Raw genomic sequence first — 13,696 nt, forward strand, 5'->3', positions numbered from 1 at the left:
TTTATTGTCAATACACGCGAAGTGACCGCCCGGGGCGGGGTCCGCGTTAGAAATGCTTCTTGCGCTCCGAGGACGAGCCGATGCGGAGCATCTCACGGTACTTGGTAACGGTGCGCCGGGCGATCACGATGTTGTGGTCGGAAAGGAGCTCCGCCAGGCGCTGGTCCGAGTAGGGGCGCTTAGGATCCTCGTTGTCCACCAGCTCCTTGATCTTGCTCTTGACGCTCTCGGAGGCAATGAAATCCCCCTCGCCGGTGGAGATCCCCGAGTTGAAGAAGTACTTCAGCTCGAAGAGCCCCTGGGGGGTCTGCATGTACTTGTTGGTGGTGACGCGGCTGATGGTGGATTCGTGCATGCCGATGTCCTCGGCGATGTCGCGCAAAACCAGCGGGCGCAGGTACTCGATGCCGCGGTCCAGGAAGTCGCGCTGGAACTTGACGATGCTCTTGGCCACCTTGAAGATGGTGCGCTGGCGCTGCTGGATGCTCTTGATGAGCCAGATGGCGGAGCGCATCTTCTCGCCGATGTAGTCCTCGGCCACCTTGTCCACCTGGCGGGTGCTCTTGGTGTCGGGGGCGTAGATCGGGTTGATCCTCAGGTTGGGCATACCCTCGTCGTTGAGCATGACCACGTACTCGTCCCCCACCTTGTGCACGAAGATGTCCGCGGAGATGTACTGCACGTCGTCGCTGCCGAAAATCCGCCCCGGCTTGGGATCGAGCTCGGCGATGATACGGGTCGCCGCCAGGATGTCGTTCACGTCCACGCCGAGCACCTTGGCCGCCTGCTTGTACTTGTGGCTCTCCAGGTCCTTCAGGTGGTCGCGCAGCAGCGCCTCGACCAGGCTTCCCGACATCCCCAGGCTCGCCACCTGGATCAGCAGGCACTCGCGCAGGTCGCGCGCACCCACCCCCACCGGGTCAAATTCCTGGATCCGCTTCAGAACCCCCTCCACCAGTGGGGTCAGCACACTCTCGGCGAAGCCGTCGGCCGCTTCGGTCAACTGCTCCTCGGGGGCGCCGGCGGAAAGTCCCGACCACTCCAGGGCCTCTTCGCTGAAGGGGCTCACCTGGACGCAGGCCGAGGCGATATCCTCGAGGCTCGCACGCAGATAGCCGTCCTCGTCGATGTTGCCGATGATCTCGGCACCCACCGCCATCTCCCGGTCGGTGAGACGGGTCAGGCTCAGCTGCCAGAGCAGGTGGTCGAAGAGGGTGGATTTCTTGGTGAGGAGATTTTCAAAGGAGGGGCGGTCCTCGTCGTCGTAGTACTGCTCGCCGGAACTGTAGTTGTAGCCGTCTATGTAGGAGTCCCAGTCGGCCTCGCGGGTCTCTTCACCGGCACGGACTTCCTGGAAGTCGCTGGCGGAACTTTCCGGCTCGGCTTCCTTTTCGCGCAGTTCGAGCTGTTCGGGCTCGCGGATCTCCTCCTGTTCAATCACCTCGTCCAGGATCGGGTTCTCCTCGAGTTCCTGCCGCACTACGTCCTGCAGCTCCAGCCGGGAGAGCTGAAGCAGCTTGATGGCCTGCTGCAACTGGGGGGTCATCACCAGTTGCTGACTCATTTTCATCTGCTGGCGCATCTCAATTGCCATAAGTCCTCACAAACCCTTGAAAACCGAATAAACCTTGAAACCCGTTTTACGTGCTACGCAACGTTCTATGTTCCATGCTCTACGTTGAAAAGCTTGGGAACCCTTTGATAAATCGTGTAATTGACGAGCTCGAGCTGTGTGAGAATTGAACTTTCCGATGTTCATGGAGTATCCGCTCTCTTTGTTCTCATTATAGCGCGGGCAAGGAACTTTGGCGACCTCGATTTCGCATTTTAACGTAGAACCTGGAACGTAGAACATAGAACGTCTTTTTTCTTTACAGCCTGAACTTGTCTCCCAGATAGATTTCCCGAGCCTTCTTGCTCTGCGAGATCTGAACCGGATCACCCACTTCGAGAACCTCGCCGGCGTTCATGATGTAGGCCTTGTCGCAGACCCCCAAGGTCTCGCGCACGTTGTGGTCGGAGATCAGCACCCCGAGCCCCTTCCCCTTCAGCGCCCTGATGATGTTCTGGATATCGATCACCGCTATCGGGTCGATGCCGGCAAAAGGCTCGTCCAGCAGGATGAAGCTGGGATCGGTAGCCAGAGCCCGGGCGATCTCGACGCGGCGCCTCTCACCGCCGGAAAGGGCGTAGCCGCGGCTGCCGGCGATGTGCTCGATGCGGAATTCCGCCAGCAGTTCCTCCACCCGCTCCCTGCACCGCACCGGCTCGAGGTCCATGGTCTCCAGGACGGCAAGGAGGTTGTCCCTCACGGTGAGGCGCCGGAACACCGACGGTTCCTGCGGCAGATAGCTGATGCCGCGGCGCGCCCTCTGGTACATGGGGAGCCCGGTGATCGGCTCGCCGTCCAGGAAGACCTCTCCCTGGTCCGGGCGGGCCAGCCCCACCACCATGTAGAAGGTGGTGGTCTTGCCGGCGCCGTTGGGACCGAGGAGCCCGATCACCTCGCCCGAGGAGATCTCTAGGTCCACCCCCTTCACCACCATGCGCTTGTTGAAGCCCTTCTGGAGTCCCTTGGTGTAGAGGGTGCTACGGCTTGGCACCGACATTCTTTCCTCCCGGATGGATGACCGCTTCCACCCGTTCCTTCGGGCCGCTGGTAACCACGCTCCTCTGCTCGTTGACGTAGTAGATGATGACCTTGCCGGTCACCACGTCCTCGCCGGATACCACCTTCGGGTTACCGTCCAGAACGATGCGCGCCGTCTTCGGATCGTACACCCCGTGGGCGCCGGTCGCCTGGCGGTCCTCCTGGACGATGCGCACGTTGCCGAAAGCCTCGACCTGCGACACCTCGTTGTTGGGCCCGTTGTAGGAAACCACCATGCGGTCCGTGTACAGGGTCATGTCACCCTGGCGGGCGACCACCTTTCCCTCGAACGTCGCGGTCTTCTTCTCGTTATCGGTATTGAGCGTGTCCGACTTTACCTTTAAAGGCTCTTTGTTGCTGACGCCCTGCGCGGCATAGCCCGCCGTCGCCAGGGCAAGCAGCAGCGCGAGACAGGAGACGATACGGCGCATCACTTCCCCCCCTGCCGGTACACGGCGCTTACGTCCTTCAACAACCTGAATTTTCGAGTCTGCGTGTAGTACTCCATACCTGTCCCTTCCAACTCGCTTCCGATGTCCGTCAACCTGGCCCGCTCGGAGGTCTGCAGCATGCTGCGCGCCGCGACGTAGTTGACGCGGGGGGCCGAGAACCCGTACCCCTTGCTGCTTTTCCCTCGCACGTTGCCGATGAGGGCGACGTCCCTGGTCCCGTTATGGTATTCGCCGCGGTCCGCCGTTATCAGCAACTCGCCGACCCCTCCCGCCCCGTGCACCACCATCTGCACGCCGGAAAGGTAGGAGATGTCGGCCTGCTTGTTATAGTCGGCTCGGTCGGCGGCGAGCTCCCAGCGCTTGATGCCCTGTTTGGTTTCCGTGTAATGGAACTTGTGCAGGGAAACATCCACCTGGAGCGGAAGCTTGCGCACCGACAACTTCGGGGCCACTTCCTGCTGCATACGGAAGACTATGGTGGCAATCACCAGCAGGGAAGCAACAACTGCCAGGACACCGAGGAATCGCTTGAAATTATTGAAGTTATGCATGATTTCGCTGGAAGTATAGCATCTAAGAATTTCACTGTAAAGCGCATTTTGGTGCGCTTCGAAAATTTTGGCACAAAGATTGAAGAAGGCGCAAAATAGCGGTTGGCCGACTAACTCATGAGAATTCGGCACCTTAAATGCGCCGCCGGTCCCGGCCTGAAAACGGGACGGGCGGCGCCTGGAGCTGTCGGAAAAGGAGACGCAATCAGCAGCGGTTGGCGAGGTACCAGGCGTAGGTGTCTTTGAGCCCCTGGTCGAGCCCGATCTTGTGGTGCCACCCCAGCTCGTGGATGCGGCTCACGTCGCTGAGCTTTCTGGGGGTGCCGTCGGGTTTGGAGGCGTCGAACAGGATCTCTCCGGCAAAGCCGACCACCGCCGCGATCCTGCGGGCCAGGTCGGCGATGGAGAGTTCCTCGCCGCTCCCCACGTTCACCGGGTCCCATCCCTCGTAATGCTGCATGAGGAAGAAGGAGGCGCCGGCGACGTCGTCCACATGGACGAACTCGCGGTATGGGGTACCGGTCCCCCAGATGGTGACGCTTTCCGCCCCGGCCGCCTTGGCCTCGTGGAACCTGCGGATCAGGGCGGGGAGGACGTGGGAGGTGGTGAGGTCGAAGTTGTCGTTGGGGCCGTAGAGGTTGGTGGGCATGGCGCAGATGAACCGGGTCCCGTACTGGCGGTTGTAGGACTGGCACATCTTGATGCCGGCGATCTTGGCTATGGCGTACGGCTCGTTGGTCGGCTCCAGCGGACCGGTGAGCAGCGCCTCCTCCTTGATCGGCTGCGGGGCGAGCTTGGGGTAGATGCAGGTGGACCCCAGGAGCAAGAGCTTCTTCACCCCGGCGAGGTAGCTCGAATGCAGCACGTTGTTCTGGATCATCAGGTTGTCGTAGATGAACTCCGCCGGAAAGCTGTTGTTGGCGACGATGCCGCCCACTTTCGCCGCCGCCAGGAACACGTACTCCGGACGTTCCGCCTCGAAGAAGGCCCGCGTCGCCCCCTGGTCGCGCAGATCGAGCTCGGAGCTCTTACGCAGCAAGAGGTTCCGGTACCCCTGGCGCTCCAGTTCCCGCACCAGTGCGGAACCGACCAGGCCGCGGTGCCCGGCCACGAAGATCCTGGCGTCATTTTCCATCGGCTCTCAGCTCCCGTTCCGCGATGGCGAGATCGGCCTCGGTCATCATCTTGACCAGTTGCGGAAAGCTCGTCCTGGGCTCCCAGCCCAGCTCGCGCCTGGCCTTAGTGGCGTCCCCCAGCAGCAGGTCGACCTCGGCCGGGCGGAAATAGCGCGGGTCGATCTCGATCAGGACCTTCCCGGTCTTGACGTCGATCCCCTGCTCCTGCTCCCCCTCCCCCTTCCAGGTGAGCTCCATCCCCAGGCTGCCGAAGACCTGCTCCGCGAACTCACGGACGCTGTGGGTCTCGCCGGTCGCCACCACGTAGTCGTCGGCCCGGTCCGCCTGGAGCATGCGCCACATCGCCTCGACGTAGTCGCCGGCGAAGCCCCAGTCCCTCTTCGCCTCCAGGTTACCGAGGTAAAGCCGGTCCTGCAGCCCGAGCTTCATGCGCGCGGCGGCCCGGGTGATCTTCCTGGTCACGAAGGTCTCGCCGCGGCGCGGGGATTCGTGGTTGAAGAGGATGCCGTTGCAGGCGAACATGTTGTAGCTCTCACGGTAGTTCACCGTGATGTAGAAGGCGTATGCCTTGGCGCAGGCGTACGGCGAGCGGGGGTAGAAGGGGGTGGTTTCCTTCTGCGGCGTCTCCAGCACCTTGCCGTAGAGCTCGGAAGAGGAGGCCTGGTAGAAACGGGTCGTGATCCCCGCCTCCTGGATTCCCTCCAGGATGCGCACCGCCCCCAAGGCGTCCACCTCGCCGGTGTACTCCGGGACGTCGAAGGAGACGCGGACGTGGCTCTGGGCGCCCAGGTTGTAGATCTCATCGGGATGGATCTCCCGCAGCAGGCGGTTGATGGAGCTGGCATCGTTGAGGTCGCCGTAATGGAGGAACAGCCGCGTGTCCGCCTCGTGCGGGTCGCGGTAGATGTGGTCGATCCGGCCGGTGTTGAAGGAGGAGGAACGGCGGATCATGCCGTGCACCTCGTACCCCTTTTGCAAGAGGAGCTCGGCGAGGTAGGAGCCGTCCTGGCCGGTGATGCCTGTGATAAAAGCCTTTTTCATGATTCCTCCAGGGAAAATCGAATTAGATATGAATAGCATGCCGGGCCCGGACCGCAACCCGGCGCAGGCGCTGCGTCAACTGGAGGAGAGGATCTTCTCGATGATGCGGCTGGTGGAGCGACCGTCGACGAACTCGATCAGCTCGACCCGCCCTCCCATGGATTCGACCAGTTCGCGCCCCACCACCTGGTCGATGCTGTAGTCCCCCCCCTTGACCAGGATGGACGGGCGGAGCGCCTCGATCACCCTGAGCGGGGTGTCCTCGTCGAAGAGCACCACGAAGTCCACGCACCCGAGGGCCGCCAGGATGTGGGCCCGTTCCTTCTCCTCGATGAGCGGCCTCCCCTCCCCCTTGAGCCGGCGCACCGAGTCGTCGGTGTTGAGCCCCACCACCAGGATGTCGCCCAATTCCCGCGCCTTTTGCAGGTATTTCACGTGCCCGACGTGCAACAGGTCGAAGCAGCCGTTGGTGAAGACCACCTTTTTACCCCGAGCGCGCTCGCGGGCCGCCAGGTGGGCGAGGACGTCCAGGTTCTTGATCTTGGAATCGCTGTCGCGCAGGGAGTGGCCAACCTCCGCGATGATCTCGCGGGGAGAGACCGTTGAGGTGCCGAGCTTGCCAACCACGATGCCGGCGGCCACGTTGGCCACCCAGGCGGCATCCGCGAGTGTCACCCCGCAGGCAAGCCCGAGCGACAGGACCGAGATGACCGTGTCGCCGGCGCCGGTCACGTCGAAGACCTCGCGGGCCACGGTCGGGATGTGCACCGCCTCCCCCTGGGCCGGGAAGAGGGACATGCCCGCCTCGCTGCGGGTGATGAGGAGGGCGTCCAGCTCCAGGGTGGAGAGCATCCTGGCTGCAGCCACTTCCAGCGAGGCCTGGTCGATGATGGCGGTCCCCGAGGCGACCTCGGCCTCCTTGCGGTTGGGGGTGAGCAGCGTGGCGCCGCGGTACTTGGCGAAGTCGTCCCCCTTGGGGTCGACCACCACCGGCACGCCGAGTTCGCGCCCCTTGCGGCAGAGCGCGGAGAGAAGCGACGGGGTCAAGACCCCCTTCAGGTAGTCAGAGACCACCACCACGTCGAACTCGCCCAGGTGGTTGAGGAGGTAATCGAGCAGCGTCTTTTCACTGGCTGCACCGATCGAGGAGCGCATCTCCCGGTCGATCCGGACGATCTGTTGGTTGGCGGCGATGACGCGGGTCTTCTTGCTGGTGGTCCGCTCGGGGTCCTCGACCAGCCCGTCCACCCCGGCCCCCTTCTCCTCCAGGGCGTGGCGCAGGAGCTGGCCGTCTTCGTCCGTGCCGATCACCGAGCCGACAGACACCCGGCAACCGAGGGCGGCGAGGTTGTTGACCACGTTCCCCGCCCCGCCAAGGCGCAGGTCCTCGCGCGCCACCTCGACCACCTGCACCGGCGCCTCCGGCGAGATCCGTTCTGCGCGTCCCCAGAGGTATTCGTCCAGCATCAGGTCGCCGACCACCAGGGCGCGCACGCTGGCGGCGCGTTCGAAAAGGGATTCTACTTCTCGCCTATCCATGGGTTCTCCTGATGGTGCTTGGGACGGTGGCAGGGCGAATGATTATTCGCCCCTACGGCCATTGCACCGTCATTGGTTTTATTGCAGGGTGGCTGGACCGTCAGGGCGAATGATCATTCGCCCCTTACAGATGCAACCCGTTGCAGCGTCATTGGTGTTCGTGCAGCTTTGTTGGGTTCTCAACTATGTATTGCCGGGCCAGATCCAGCTCGTTGTCGTTTCGGATTACGTGTTCATAGTAACTACGCTGCCAAACCTTATCGGCACATGGTTGGTTTTCTTTGAACCATTTCGTTACACCAATCTTGAATCCTCTAACCACTGAACCTACCGTCAATGATGTTCCGTGCTCCTGTAGGGGCGAATAATCATTCGCCCCCCTTACCCGCCCCGAGACCGGTACGTGCCCTGACAGTAACATGATGCCATGCACATGATCCGGCATGACGATGAACGCATCGAGGGTGACCAGTGGGAAATGCTGAGGTATCTCCAGCCAATATCTCTGTGCCGCCTGCCCGGCCGGGTTAAGTTCTACAGTAGTTTCAGTATCACCCGCCCGTAGAGCCCCGAAGAGAGGTTGTCTTTCATGGGCACACACCGTGACGAAGTATGCGCCATTTTGTGAATAGTCGAAGCCTTCCAGGCGAACGGATCGCCGATGGTGCAGCCTTGGATCATACGGCATCACCAACCTCTGAACGGATGTGGAATAGCCTGCGGCGGGGGCGAATGATTATTCGCCCCTACAGGTTCTGCAAAAAACCAGCGGCGTTCGTATCAGTTACTTTGGCATTACCCAAAAGCGGCATGATGAGCTGTGATCCAGTGTGCGTAGGGGCGAATAATCATTCGCCCTTGACCAATCTGCAACGTCACCCTTTGTTCCCCATTCTGTCGAGGATCCCTGCCGCCAGCAGCGGCAGCATGATCTCGTGATGCCCGGTGACCGTGTAGCCGCGGCTGTCGCCGGAGGTGGGACGCTTGACCACGTTCACCAACGGACGGTAATGCTGCTGCATGTCGAAATTTGCGGTGGTGAAACGGTCGACGTGATGCCCAAGGTTCTGTGCTATGGAAAGGGCCTTCAGGAACACTTCGGGCAGGAGCACGGCGCTGCCTATGTTGAGGTAGACACCGCCGTCACCTAGCTCGGAAACTACCGAGGTGAAGATCCGGAAATCGGTGAAACTCGCCGCGCCCAGAACGGCGCCGTCGGCGGAAGGATGCTGATGGGTGATGTCGGTGCCGATGGCAACGTGCACGGTGACCGGGATCCCCTTCTGCACGCAGGCGGCCATGAGGCTCTGCTCCCGGTAGGGAAGCTCGCGCTCCAGGATCATCCGCCCCAGCGCCTCGCCGTGCCCGAGCCCCTGGAGGACGCCCTGCTTCAGCGCCTCGTTGATCTGGGCCCCGGTCTCTTCCGCCATGCCGAAGGTGCCGGCATGGAGCACGGCGCCCACGTCCTCGCTGGTAGCGCCGATCAGGGCGATCTCGAAATCGTGTATGGAACCGGAGCCGTTCAAGGCGACGGCGGTGATCACGTCGGCATCGATCAGCGCCTTAAGCACCGGCTGGAGGCCGCACTTGATCACGTGTCCCCCCATGGCCATGACCACCGGCTTCCCCTTGGCACGTGCGGCGACGACCGCGTCGATGACGCCGTTTAAGGCCTGGGAGCCCAGTTGGTCTGGCATGGCGGCCAAGAGCTCGGCGACGGTCATGCCGGGTCTCACCGGCTTGGCGAAGTGCTCCTGCACGTTCATCTTGTTTTTGCGGGACGATATCGGGTAGGTGCTGACACCAGAAAAATCGAGTGGCCGGTATTTCACAGCGATCCTTTCTGCAGCTTTGGTGGTGTAAACATCCAACATCGCCTCTCCCTCCGGGAGAGGCCTGGGTGAGGGGAGTTTCCAGCTTCAAAAAGCCCCTCACCCGCCCTTCGGGCACCCTCTCCCGGTGGGAGAGGGAACTGGAGAGCTTGATGATTAGGGATGCCTGTTACAGGCCTTGTCCCCTGTAGAACTCGCGGTACCAGGCGACGAAGCGGTTGATGCCGTCCTCTATGGAGGTGGCGGGGCGGAAACCGACGTCCCGCATCAGGTCGTCCACGTCGGCATAGGTGGCCGGAACGTCGCCTGCCTGGATCGGGAGCAGGTTTTTCTGCGCTTCCTTGCCCAGCGCCTGTTCCAACACCTCGATGAAGCGCAGCAGCTCCACCGGGTTGTTGTTGCCGATGTTGTAGATCTTGTAGGGGGCGTAGCTGGTCCCAGGATCGGGGTGGGCACCGCTCCAGGTGGAGTCCTTCTGCGGCACCTTGTCGATGACGCGGGTGACACCTTCGACGATGTCGTCGACGTAGGTGAAGTCGCGCTGCATCTTGCCGTAGTTGAAGACGTCGATGGGGCGTCCCTCGAGGATCGCCTTGGTGAACAGGAAGAGCGCCATGTCCGGGCGCCCCCAGGGTCCGTACACCGTGAAGAAGCGCAGGCCCGTGGTGGGGATGCCGTACAGGCTCGAGTAGGTGTGGGCCATCAGCTCGTTGGCCTTCTTGGTGGCGGCGTAGAGCGAGACCGGGTGATCCACGTTGTGGTGCACTGAGAAGGGCATCGAGGTGTTGGCGCCGTACACCGAACTGGACGAGGCGTAGACCAGGTGCTTGACGCCATGGTGGCGGCACCCCTCAAGGATGTTCATGAAGCCGGAGAGGTTACTGTCCACGTAGGCGTAGGGGTTGATCAGGGAGTAGCGCACGCCGGCCTGGGCGGCGAGGTTCACCACAACGTCGAACCGCTCGCGCTCGAACAGTGCCGCCATCCCATCCCGGTCCGCGAGCTCCATCTTGACGAAGCGGAAGCCGGAGGTCTCTTCCAGCTGCTTCAGGCGGCCGTACTTCAGGTTGACGTCGTAGTAGTCGTTCAGGTTGTCGAGACCGACCACCTCGACGCCGGCGGCCAAAAGTCTTTTGCTAAGGTGAAAGCCGATGAAACCGGCGGCACCGGTGACCAGCATCTTCCTCATGACTCCTCCTATGCCGCGGGGGGCGGCCAGATTTCTGGGATGGCAATATGTACTGGCTGCAACAGGAGGCCGGCGTCTGGCGCCGGCTTTTGGCATCGAAGCGCCGCTGGTGCGGCGGCGCCTGTTTCCGGCCTAGGCGGCGGGGCCGGGGTTGAAGGTGAACTCCGCCTTCCCCCTCAGGAGGTCCATCAGGAGCGTGCAGACACCCTCGTCGTTCTTTGCCGCGTCGTAATCGGGGACCAGCTTGGTGTAGTGCCGGTCCACGACGCCGTCATGACACTTGAAGAGCAGCGCACCGAAGGCCTGCTCGAGTTCGGCGTGGTCGACCCGGTAGTTCATGATCTCGTCATAGCTGGTAGCATCCCCGTACTTGAAGACCCCGGGGAAGGACTGGTACCAGGTGTTGCCGAAGATGAGCGCCTTCTTCCCCTTGATGAGCGCCTCCCAGCCGACGGTCCCGGTGATGGTGCAGACGAAGAGGGAACGGTCGGTCAGGGTGTGGGTGTTGGCGAAGGAGGGGAGGACCACCACGTTCTTGATGCGCCGCAGGCGGTGGTAGAAGAGCGGCCCCCTGTTGTAGGCTCCCTGCTTCGGGTTCTCCTTGACGTAGATCTTTACGTTTTCCGGGAGGATGCTGGCCAGGCACTCGATGGCGAGCGCCTGGTCCCGGAAGTACCCGCCCAGCGCCGAGGTGGTCATCTCAGGCTGCAGTTGCAGCGGGAAGTAGACAAACGGGACGTCCAGGTCGTACTCCACCTTCTCGTACTGGATGATGTGCTCGAAATACTCCAGCTCGTTGACATGGAAGAACCGTGCGAAGGGGTCGCGCCACTTGGGCAGACGCCGGTAGATGTCGTTGGTGCGCTTGAGGATATCGTACAGCTTGGCCGGGTTCAACAGGTACGAAGGTTTCTTGATGGCCAGGAAGGAGAGGATGTGGCCGATCGCCTTGGCGGTGATCTTCCCGGTCTCCCCCTGCTCCTGCTTCACGTTCTTCATGTAGAAGAGGTCGATTTCCTTGTTCTTCTCGATGTGCGCCGGCGGTGCCTGGTGCTTCTTGGGCTCGAAACTGCCGTAGGCATCCATGGAGGGCATGGAGAAGTACTTGTTCGGGAACAGGGACTGGGTCACGATCACGATCTTCAGCCCGAGGCTCTTGCCGATCTGGTACAGGATGGTGTCGTAGGCCAGGTGCGGCACGTTGAAAAACAGCATGTGGGTGATGTTGTTTTCAATCACCTTCTCCGCCATGACGTCGAACAGGATGTAGTAGTAGTCAAGGTAATCCTGCATGCAGGCAAGGTTATGTGATTTATAGCAGAATTTTTCATCCCTGCGATGCAGGTGGTCGATAAAGATCGAGATGTCCTTCTCGAAGTCGTCCCGGGTGATCACCGAGTGCAGCAGGCCGTTGAACTTCTGCCCGTCCATGACATGGGTCTTGCCGACCGCCCTGGTCCTCGTCATCCGGGTCATGGACGATGCCTTGAGATCGGAGTCCTTGTCGCCAACGTGCAGCAGGAACTCGACCTCATCCCGGTACTGGTCCATGATCTTCTGCAAGATCACGCTGGTGTTCTTAGATGTGGAGACGCACAGGAGCCTCATTGCCATAGTCACAAAACCCTTTCTGAAAGTTGCATCGTCCGCGACGCCAAGCCGCAGAGGAAAAAACGACCGGCGCTAGAGCCCGCCCAAGAGATCGAAGGAGAGCGGCGTTCCCCTGCGGATATCGACTGCCGCCCGCTTGCCCAGGAAGGTCTCCAGGTACTTGGTGGGAAGACCGTTGCCGGGCCTGATGGCGCGGACGTTCTTCTCGGTGAACGGCTCGCCGGCCTTGACGTCCTCGACCACGTAGAGCGAGCGCCTGAACACCAGCGACTTCTTCTCCTTCTCGGTCGGCCCGTAGCTGATCCGCCCCAGCGACTGCCAGGCGCGCTCGGTCTCGACCACCAGGCTCTTCAGCTCTTCCGGCTCCAAGGAGAAGGTGGAGTCGACCCCGCCGTCGGCGCGGCACAGCGTGAAGTGCTTCTCGATCACCGTGGCACCGAGGGCGACCGCCGCCACCGAGACCCCCACCCCCATGGAGTGGTCGGAAAGCCCGATCTCGCAGCCGAAGAGATCCTTCAGGTGCGGGATGGTGCGCGCGTTGGTGTTCTCGGGGGTGCTCGGGTAGGTGCTGGTGCATTTCAGGAGCACCAGGCCGCGGCACCCCGCTTCGCGCGCCGCGCGCACCGTCTCGTCCAGCTCGGCCAGGGTCGCCATGCCGGTCGAGATGATCACCGGCTTCCCCGTCGCCGCCACCTTGCGGATCAGCGGCAGGTCGGTGTTCTCGAAGGAAGCGATCTTGTAGCAAGGTACGTCCAGCTCCTCCAGGAACTCGACGGAGCTCGCGTCGAAGGGGGTGCTGAAGCAGATGAGCCCCAGTTCGCGGCAGCGATCGAAGATCGGCTTGTGCCACTCCCAAGGGGTGTGCGCCTCCTGGTACAGGTCATACAGGGAGCGCCCCTTCCAGAGGCTCTTGGGGTCCTCGATGAAGAACTCCCCCTCCTTCAGGTCGAGCGTCATGGTGTCGGCGGTGTAGGTCTGCAGCTTCAGTGCGTGCGCGCCGGAAGCGGCCGCGGCCTCGACGATCTCCAGGGCGCGCTCCAGCGACTGGTTGTGGTTCCCCGACATCTCGGCGATGATGAATGGCGCGTGGCCCGGGCCGATGAACCTGTCGCCGATCTGGATAGAACTCATTGTGCTGCGTCCTCCCGGAATATCTTTGCCGCCAACGCTTCCTTGTTGGCCAGCCAGTTCTCTTTGAAAGTAGCGAAGACGACAACGTCCTCGTAGCGCCCGTTCTTCAGCACGTGCTGCACCAGCCGCCCCTCCTGCGCGAAGCCGAGGCGGGTGTGGTACTTGATGCTCCCCTCGTTGAAAGCGAAGGCCTCGGCGCAGAGCTTTCTAAAGCCCTGCTTCTCGAAGATGTACTCCTGCGCCAGGAACCCCATCACCGTGCCGCAGCCGCGCGGCAGCTCCACGTCCCCGAGGTAGAAGCCCCAGTGGCAGCGGTTGGAATGACGGTCGATCTGGTTGAAGCTCTTCAGGCCGACCTGCCGGCCCTGGTACTCGAAGATGAGGGTCGCGGGGAATTCCGCGTCGCGCGTCCTGGCGAACCAGGCCCGGTGTTCCTCGGGGGCGATCAGGTGGTCGGTGTACATGTAGGAGCGCACGCGCTCGGAATTGCGCCAGGAGAGGACCAGGTCGAGGTCCCGCTCTTCGATGGGGCGCAGGTTGAACTCTTCAGGGCGCATCTGTCAC

13 protein-coding genes are annotated in these 13,696 nt (G+C 62.0%); all 13 read right to left on the reverse strand.

Going from position 1 to position 13,696, the window contains the following annotated elements:
- Positions 1 to 46: 46 nt before the first annotated feature.
- Complete coding sequence (gene rpoN, locus KP003_RS15825) at positions 47 to 1,594, reverse strand: RNA polymerase factor sigma-54 (RefSeq protein WP_216499981.1); 1,548 nt, start codon at positions 1,592 to 1,594, stop codon at positions 47 to 49.
- Between the two features lie 277 nt (positions 1,595 to 1,871).
- Positions 1,872 to 2,609, reverse strand: coding sequence for an LPS export ABC transporter ATP-binding protein (gene lptB / locus KP003_RS15830; RefSeq protein WP_217299884.1), 738 nt, complete (start codon positions 2,607 to 2,609; stop codon positions 1,872 to 1,874).
- The gene (gene lptA, locus KP003_RS15835) at positions 2,590 to 3,081 is read right to left on the reverse strand and encodes a lipopolysaccharide transport periplasmic protein LptA (protein ID WP_216499979.1); all 492 of its coding nucleotides are present in this window, start codon (positions 3,079 to 3,081) and stop codon (positions 2,590 to 2,592) included. The genes lptB and lptA overlap by 20 nt, the downstream gene beginning before the upstream one ends.
- Complete coding sequence (gene lptC, locus KP003_RS15840; RefSeq protein WP_216499978.1) at positions 3,081 to 3,653, reverse strand: LPS export ABC transporter periplasmic protein LptC; 573 nt, start codon at positions 3,651 to 3,653, stop codon at positions 3,081 to 3,083. Before lptC ends, lptA begins: the two co-directional genes overlap by 1 nt.
- Before the next feature lie 205 nt (positions 3,654 to 3,858).
- A complete protein-coding gene (fcl, locus tag KP003_RS15845; protein WP_216499977.1) occupies positions 3,859 to 4,788 on the reverse strand; it encodes a GDP-L-fucose synthase in 930 nt (309 codons plus the stop codon).
- Positions 4,778 to 5,830, reverse strand: coding sequence for a GDP-mannose 4,6-dehydratase (gene gmd, locus KP003_RS15850; protein ID WP_216499976.1), 1,053 nt, complete (start codon positions 5,828 to 5,830; stop codon positions 4,778 to 4,780). Before gmd ends, fcl begins: the two co-directional genes overlap by 11 nt.
- Before the next feature lie 75 nt (positions 5,831 to 5,905).
- Positions 5,906 to 7,369 carry a bifunctional D-glycero-beta-D-manno-heptose-7-phosphate kinase/D-glycero-beta-D-manno-heptose 1-phosphate adenylyltransferase HldE gene (gene hldE, locus KP003_RS15855; RefSeq protein WP_216499975.1) on the reverse strand — a complete coding sequence of 488 codons (1,464 nt, stop codon included), beginning with the start codon at positions 7,367 to 7,369 and terminating at the stop codon, positions 5,906 to 5,908.
- 148 nt (positions 7,370 to 7,517) lie between these two features.
- Positions 7,518 to 8,057, reverse strand: a complete 540-nt coding sequence (locus tag KP003_RS15860) for a transposase (RefSeq protein WP_216499974.1) — start codon at positions 8,055 to 8,057, stop codon at positions 7,518 to 7,520.
- A gap of 187 nt (positions 8,058 to 8,244) precedes the next feature.
- Positions 8,245 to 9,201 carry a GSU2086 family protein gene (locus KP003_RS15865; RefSeq protein ID WP_217300713.1) on the reverse strand — a complete coding sequence of 319 codons (957 nt, stop codon included), beginning with the start codon at positions 9,199 to 9,201 and terminating at the stop codon, positions 8,245 to 8,247.
- A 169-nt stretch (positions 9,202 to 9,370) separates the two neighbouring features.
- Entirely contained in the window at positions 9,371 to 10,390 is a 1,020-nt protein-coding gene (locus KP003_RS15870; protein ID WP_216499973.1) for an NAD-dependent epimerase, read from the reverse strand.
- Positions 10,391 to 10,522: 132 nt separating this feature from the next.
- The gene (locus KP003_RS15875; protein ID WP_216789168.1) at positions 10,523 to 12,004 is read right to left on the reverse strand and encodes a capsular polysaccharide export protein, LipB/KpsS family; all 1,482 of its coding nucleotides are present in this window, start codon (positions 12,002 to 12,004) and stop codon (positions 10,523 to 10,525) included.
- Positions 12,005 to 12,073: 69 nt separating this feature from the next.
- Complete coding sequence (pseI, locus tag KP003_RS15880) at positions 12,074 to 13,132, reverse strand: pseudaminic acid synthase (protein WP_216499971.1); 1,059 nt, start codon at positions 13,130 to 13,132, stop codon at positions 12,074 to 12,076.
- Positions 13,129 to 13,689 (reverse strand): UDP-4-amino-4,6-dideoxy-N-acetyl-beta-L-altrosamine N-acetyltransferase, encoded by a 561-nt coding sequence (gene pseH, locus KP003_RS15885; protein WP_216789170.1) that lies wholly within the window; start codon positions 13,687 to 13,689, stop codon positions 13,129 to 13,131. Before pseH ends, pseI begins: the two co-directional genes overlap by 4 nt.
- Positions 13,690 to 13,696 lie beyond the last annotated feature (7 nt).

The organism is Geomonas diazotrophica (genome assembly GCF_019063885.1).
Taxonomy (GTDB): domain Bacteria; phylum Desulfobacterota; class Desulfuromonadia; order Geobacterales; family Geobacteraceae; genus Geomonas; species Geomonas diazotrophica.

Coding starts and splice junctions, on each gene's coding strand:
- rpoN (WP_216499981.1), bottom strand. CDS start 1,594: ATGGCAATTGAGATGCGCCAGCAGATGAAAATGAGTCAGCAACTGGTG.
- lptB (WP_217299884.1), bottom strand. CDS start 2,609: ATGTCGGTGCCAAGCCGTAGCACCCTCTACACCAAGGGACTCCAGAAG.
- lptA (WP_216499979.1), bottom strand. CDS start 3,081: ATGCGCCGTATCGTCTCCTGTCTCGCGCTGCTGCTTGCCCTGGCGACG.
- lptC (WP_216499978.1), bottom strand. CDS start 3,653: ATGCATAACTTCAATAATTTCAAGCGATTCCTCGGTGTCCTGGCAGTT.
- fcl (WP_216499977.1), bottom strand. CDS start 4,788: ATGGAAAATGACGCCAGGATCTTCGTGGCCGGGCACCGCGGCCTGGTC.
- gmd (WP_216499976.1), bottom strand. CDS start 5,830: ATGAAAAAGGCTTTTATCACAGGCATCACCGGCCAGGACGGCTCCTAC.
- hldE (WP_216499975.1), bottom strand. CDS start 7,369: ATGGATAGGCGAGAAGTAGAATCCCTTTTCGAACGCGCCGCCAGCGTG.
- KP003_RS15860 (WP_216499974.1), bottom strand. CDS start 8,057: ATGCCGTATGATCCAAGGCTGCACCATCGGCGATCCGTTCGCCTGGAA.
- KP003_RS15870 (WP_216499973.1), bottom strand. CDS start 10,390: ATGAGGAAGATGCTGGTCACCGGTGCCGCCGGTTTCATCGGCTTTCAC.
- KP003_RS15875 (WP_216789168.1), bottom strand. CDS start 12,004: ATGGCAATGAGGCTCCTGTGCGTCTCCACATCTAAGAACACCAGCGTG.
- pseI (WP_216499971.1), bottom strand. CDS start 13,132: ATGAGTTCTATCCAGATCGGCGACAGGTTCATCGGCCCGGGCCACGCG.
- pseH (WP_216789170.1), bottom strand. CDS start 13,689: ATGCGCCCTGAAGAGTTCAACCTGCGCCCCATCGAAGAGCGGGACCTC.